The 6,510-nt window shown below is 70.4% G+C and carries 2 protein-coding genes; both read left to right on the top strand.

The features are described from left to right. The coding region (locus tag AB0P41_RS35790) for a phosphopantetheine-binding protein (protein WP_365936177.1) at positions 1 to 819 on the top strand (819 nt) is incomplete at its 5' end. Between the two features lie 7 nt (positions 820 to 826). After that, positions 827 to 6,510 (top strand): type I polyketide synthase (locus AB0P41_RS35795; protein WP_365936178.1); only part of this gene is annotated, 5,684 nt, incomplete at its 3' end.

The following is a 6,510-nucleotide window of genomic DNA, read 5'->3' on the forward strand; positions in this document are numbered from 1 at the left end:
GAGATGACCGGGCAGCTCGGTGCGGATGATCTGCGGCGGATGGCCAGGGGCGGTCTGCTGCCGTTGTCCACGGAGCAAGGGCTCAGCCTGTTCGAGGCGGCCGGAACCTTGACAGACGAGCCCGTACTCGTCCCCGTGCCTCTTGACTTCGCCGTCCTGCGCGAGAACGCTCTGACGGACGATGTGCCCACCGTGCTTCGGTCCCTCGTACGAAAGCCGACCAGGCGCCTCGCCGGGGAAGGGCGTACCGCCGAGTCCGGTGGGACCAAGCACCTTGCCGACCGGATCCGTGCGGTTCCCGCCGCAGAGCGCGAGCGGCTGGCCCTTCAGCTGGTGTGCGATCAGGTGGCTGACGTCCTCGGCCACTCCTCGGGCACGTCGATCAAGCCGCACGATGCCTTCACCGAGCTGGGCTTCGACTCGCTCACCGCTGTAGATCTCCGGAACCGGCTGAACAGGGCGACAGGGCTGCGGCTGCCCGCGACCCTCGTCTTCGACCACCCCACCCCCGGCGAGCTGTCCGAGCACATCCTGAAGGAGATCGTCCCCGGCAACGCGGCGATGGCCTCGGTACTCGAAACCCTTGATCGACTGGAGACGGTGTTCGACGCGCTCACACCGGACGGTGAGGGCTCCGTCGCCACCATCACTGCCCGGCTGAACGCTCTCATGGCCAGGTGGAACGAGGAGCGCGAGCCGGCAGGTGCCCAGGACGACCTGAGCGACGCCGCCGGTGAGGACTTCAACGTCAGTAAGACACTCGGTACAGCCTCAGACGACGAGCTGTTCGACTTTATCGACAACAAGTTCGGCAGGTGAATCGCTGATGGCGAACGAAGACAAGCTCCGCGAGTATCTCCGGCGGGTCACCGCTGAACTGCACGAGACCGGCGAGCGGTTGCGCGCCGTCGAGGAGAAGGACAACGAGCCGATCGCCATCGTGGCGATGAGCTGCCGGTACCCCGGCGACGTACGGTCCCCCGACGAGCTGTGGGAACTGGCCGTGTCCGGCAGGGACGGGATCACCGACTTCCCCACCGACCGCGGCTGGGACCTGGAAGCGCTGTACGACCCGGACATGCAACGGCCCGGCACGAGCTACACCCGTGAGGGCGGGTTCCTGCACGACGCCGGCGACTTCGACCCGGAACCGTTCAAGATTTCGCCGCGTGAGGCTCTGGCGATGGACCCGCAGCAGCGCTTGCTGCTGGAGGCGTCCTGGCAGGCGTTCGAGAGCGCCGGAATCGACCCGCTGTCGCTGCGGGGCAGCCGCACGGGCGTGTTCGCCGGGGTTATGTACCACAATCACGCGGCGAGCGTCGGTGCCGTGCCCGAAGGGGTCGACGGATACCTCGGCACCGGCACCGCGAGCAGCGTCGTCACGGGCAGGGTCTCCTACACCCTGGGTCTCGAAGGGCCCGCTGTCACCGTCGACACCGCGTGCTCGTCCTCATTGGTGGCGTTGCACCTGGCGGTGCAGTCGCTGCGGTCGGGTGAGTGCACGATGGCGATCGCCGGCGGGGTCACGGTGATGACCACCCCGGCCACGTTCATCGATTTCAGCAGGCAGCGCGGCCTCGCCGCGAACGGCCGGTGCAAGGCCTTCTCCGCCGCCGCCGACGGCACGGGCTGGGGCGAAGGCGTAGGCGTACTGCTGGTGGAACGGCTGTCGGACGCGCGCCGCAACGGGCACAAGGTGCTCGCCGTGGTGCGAGGTTCTGCCGTCAACCAGGACGGAGCGTCCAACGGTCTGACCGCGCCCAACGGCCCGTCGCAGCAACGTGTCATCCGGCAGGCCCTGGCAGGCGCAAGGCTGACGGCCGCCCAGGTGGATGCCGTGGAAGCGCACGGAACCGGGACCACACTCGGCGACCCGATCGAGGCGCAGGCGCTCATCGCCACCTACGGACAGGAGAGGACTCATGACCGGCCGCTGTGGCTCGGTTCGCTGAAGTCGAACATCGGACACACACAGGCCGCGGCCGGTGTGGCCGGTGTGATCAAGATGGTGATGGCGATGCGGCACGGTGTGCTGCCGCAGACGTTGCACGTCGACAAGCCGTCGACGCACGTCGACTGGTCGGCCGGGCGCGTCGAGCTGCTCACCGAGCAGATGGCCTGGCCCGAGACGGGCGAGCCGCGTCGGGCGGGTGTGTCCTCGTTCGGGATCAGCGGCACCAACGCGCACGTGATCCTCGAACAGGCAGCCCTCGACAGCCGGCCGGCCCCCGGACCGGCAGATGCCCCGCGAGCTGACGCACGGACTCTGCTGACCACCAACACCGCATCGTGGGTGCTCTCCGGGAAGTCGCCCGAGGCGGTCGCGGCCCAGGCCGCGCGTCTGCTGGCGCACCTGGAGACACGCCACGACAGCGGTCCGGCCCCGGTGGACATCGCCTGGTCCCTCGCGACCACCAGGGCCTCGCTCGAACACCGCGTGGCCCTGCTGGCGGAGGACCATGACGGCTTCCTGTCCGCGCTCCGGTCCCTGGCCGAGGTCGGTTCGGCCCCCGGCGCCGTACAGGGGACCGCGTCCCGCAGGGTCAAGCCCGTCTTCGTGTTCCCGGGACAGGGCGCGCAGTGGACCGGTATGGCAGCCGGCCTGGTGGAGTCGTCCCCCGTCTTCGCGGCGCGGCTCACCGAGTGCGGTGAGGCGCTGGCGCCCTACACGGACTGGTCCCTCCTCGACGTGGTACGACGTGTGGACGGTGCCCCCTCGTCGGAGCGGGCGGACGTCATGCAGCTGGTGCTGTGGGCGGTCATGGTCTCGCTGGCCGAGCTGTGGCGTTCGTGCGGCGTCGAGCCGGCCGCTGTCATCGGTCACTCCCAGGGTGAGATCACCGCAGCCACCGTCGCCGGAGCCCTCTCCCTCCCGGACGCGGCGCACCTGGTAGCGCGACGGCGAGAAGTAACGATGCCTCTCTCCGGCAAGGGCGGGATGGTGTCGGTGCCGCGCCCGGTCGAATGGGTCCGCGAGCAGGTGCAGCCGTACGGCACCCGGCTGTCGGTGGCGGCCGTCAACGGACCCATGTCCGTCGTCGTGTCGGGTGACCTCGACGCCTTGGACGACTTCGTGTCCGCGTGCGCGGCAGCCGACGTACGGACCCGGCGCATCGCGATGGACTACGCATCCCACTCCGCGCAGATGGAAGGCATCCGCGAGGAGCTTGCGGAGGCACTGCAAGGGCTCGAACCACGCTCCGCGGCAATTCCGTTCTACTCCACGCTGACGGGCGGGCTCATCGACACCGCCGGCCTGGACGCCGACTACTGGTACCGCAACCTGCGCTCCATGGTGGAGTTCGAGGCGGCGACCACCGCCGCACTCGCCGACGGCCACACGGTGTTCATCGAGGTCAGCCCGCACTCGGTCCTCACGGCAGGGCTCCAGGAGACCTTCGACGCGGCGGTCGGCGACGCGGTGGCGCTCGGCACCCTGCGGCGAGGTGAGGACGAGCCCCGCCGGTTCATGACCTCGCTCGCCGCCGCCTACACGAACGGTGTGGAACCGGACTGGCGTGCCGTGTACGCCGGCACCGGTGCCCGGCGCGTGGACCTGCCCACGTACGCGTTCCAGCACCGGCGCTACTGGCTGGACCTGGCCGGCACGCCGGACACGAACCGACCGGAAACCGCTCCTGAGGACGACGACTTCTGGGCCGCCGTCGACGGCGCGGATCTGGAGGCACTCACCCGGACACTCGCGGTCGATACGGAACAGTCGTTCGCAGCGGCACTACCCGCGCTGTCAGCGTGGCGCCGTCAGCGCACCGCTCTGTCCACCGTCGCTTCCTGGCGCTACCGCGTGCAGTGGAAGCGGATCGCCGAGACGACCGCAACCCATCGGCCGACAGGCACGTATCTGGTGGCGCTGCCCGCGACGACCGCTGCCGACCCGTATCTCGACGCGTGCCTCGACGCGCTCGCCCCCGCCGACGTCGTCGTCGTACCTGTGGCACCAGGCAGCGACCGCGAGACCCTGGCCACCCTCATACGCACCGCGCTGGGCGACGGACCGGACACCGTGCCGGCAGGTGTGCTGTCCCTGCTCGCCCTGGACGTTCGCACCCATCCCCGTGCGGAGGCCGTTCCGGCCGGGCTGGCGCACACGCTGGCTCTCGTCCAGGCACTCGGGGACACCGCGGTGCAGGCTCCGCTGTGGATCGCGACCCGTGGCGCTGTGTCCGTGAGTAGCACGGATCCCGTGACCTCCCCCACCCAGGCCCTGCTCTGGGGACTTGGCGGCGTGATCAGTGCCGAACGCCCGCAGAGCTGGGGTGGCCTGCTCGACCTGCCGGAGGACATCGACCGGCGTGCGGCCCACCGGCTCCGCACGGTCCTTGCGGCGCGCGACGCTGAGGAGGACCAGCTGGCGATCCGTGCCACAGGTGTGCACGGACGCAGGCTCGTCCCCGCCCCCCGCCCTTCCCGTACTCCCGCACCCTACGACTGGCGCGCCCCCCGAGGCACGGTGCTCATCACGGGCGGCACCGGCGCGCTGGGCGCCCACACCGCGCACTGGTTCGCGGAGAGGGGCGCCGAACACCTGCTGCTCGTGGGCCGACGCGGCGCCGAAGCACCCGGCGCAGAGTCCCTGGCAGCGGAACTCACGGCGAAGGGCTGCAAGGTCACCCTCGCCGCCTGTGACGCGGGCGACCGGTCCGCGCTGGCCGCCCTGCTGGCCTCGATACCTGCCGAGCTGCCCCTGACGGCGGTCGTCCACAGCGCGGCGCTGCTGGACGACAGTCTTCTGGACACGCTGAGCGTCGAGCAGCTCGACCGCGCACTGCACGCGAAGTCACGGGCCGCGACGAACCTGCACGAACTCACCCGCGACCTCGGCCTCTCCGCGTTCGTGCTCTTCTCCTCCGTAGCCGGTCTGCTCGGCGGCCCCGGCCAGGGGAACTACGCCCCCGCAAACGCCTTCCTCGACGCCCTTGCGCACCACCGCCGTGCCGAAGGCCTGACAGCCGTCGCGATCCAATGGGGTCACTGGCACGGCCGGGGCCTCGGCGCCGCGCAGGAGAAGAACTTCGCGCGCAGCGGCGTCGGCTCCATGGACCCCGAACTGGCACTTCTGGCCCTTCAACAGGCACTTCAGGACGACGAAACCTCGCTCGTCGTGGCCGATGTGCGGTGGGACCTGGCCGCCGGGCGGAACGCGACGCTTCGGCCCAACCCGCTGCTCCAGGAGCTGGCCCACATCCCCGAGGCGGACCCGGCTGCCGCTGGCCCGGTCCAGCAGGAACCCCTGCATCGTTCGGCGCTCGCTGCACGTCTTCGGGCCATGCCGGAACAGGAAGGCCTCCGCCTGCTGCTGGACCTGGTCCGCGATGAGGCCGCCGCGCTGCTGGGCCACGGGTCCCGAGAGGCGGTGCCCGCAGACAGAGCGTTCCTCGACCTGGGATTCAGCTCGATCAGCGCGGTGGAACTGCGCAACCGGCTCGACGCCGCATCAGGGCTCAGCCTGCCGACGACGCTCGTGTACGACTACCCGTCCCCCGCTGCTCTGGCCCGCCACCTGAGCTCCCAACTCGCGCCGTTGCAGGTGGGCGCAAACACGAAGACCCTTGACGACCGCCGGGAGGGTTCCGACGACCCGATCGCCATCGTCGGCATGAGCTGCCGGTTCCCCGGTGGTGTCACCTCTCCGGAAGAACTGTGGGACCTGCTGGCCGTTGGATCCGACGGAATCTCCACCCTGCCGGAGAACCGCGGTTGGGACCTCGGATCGCTCCACGGTCCGGGTGCTGACTCCGCCGGCCCAGGCACCTCATCAACGGGAGAAGGCGGCTTCCTGCACGATGCCGCGGACTTCGACGCCGAGTTCTTCGGCATCTCGCCGCGCGAGGCGCTGGCGATGGACCCCCAGCAGCGCCTGCTGCTCGAAGCATCCTGGGAGGTCCTCGAGCGCGCGGGCATCGACCCGTCGTCGCTGTTCGGCAGCTCGACGGGAGTGTTCGCCGGTACGAACGGCCAGGACTACGCCCATCTCATCGGCGGGGCGGACGAGTCGGTCGCCGGGTACGGCGCCACCGGCAGCTCCGCCAGTGTCCTGTCCGGGCGTATCGCATACACGCTGGGTCTGGAAGGCCCGGCGGTGACGGTGGACACGGCCTGCTCGTCGTCCCTGGTCGCGCTGCACTGGGCGATCCAGGCGCTGCGCTCGGGCGAATGCTCACTGGCCGTGGCCGGTGGAGTGACGGTCATGTCCACCCCCGGCGCCTTCGTCGAATTCTCCCGGCAGGGCGGTCTGGCACCGGACGGCCGGTGCAAGGCGTTCGCGGAAGCTGCGGACGGGACGGCGTGGGGCGAAGGCGTAGGCGTACTGCTTGTGGAGCGGCTCTCGGATGCGCGGCGCAACGGCCATGAGGTGCTGGCGGTGGTGCGGGGCAGTGCGGTGAACCAGGACGGCGCGTCGAACGGTCTGACCGCGCCGAACGGGCCCGCGCAGCAGCGGGTCATCCGCCAGGCGCTGGTCAACGCCGGTCTGGAGCCGGCGCAGGTGGA

The organism is Streptomyces sp. NPDC079167 (assembly GCF_040686735.1).
Lineage (GTDB): Bacteria > Actinomycetota > Actinomycetes > Streptomycetales > Streptomycetaceae > Streptomyces.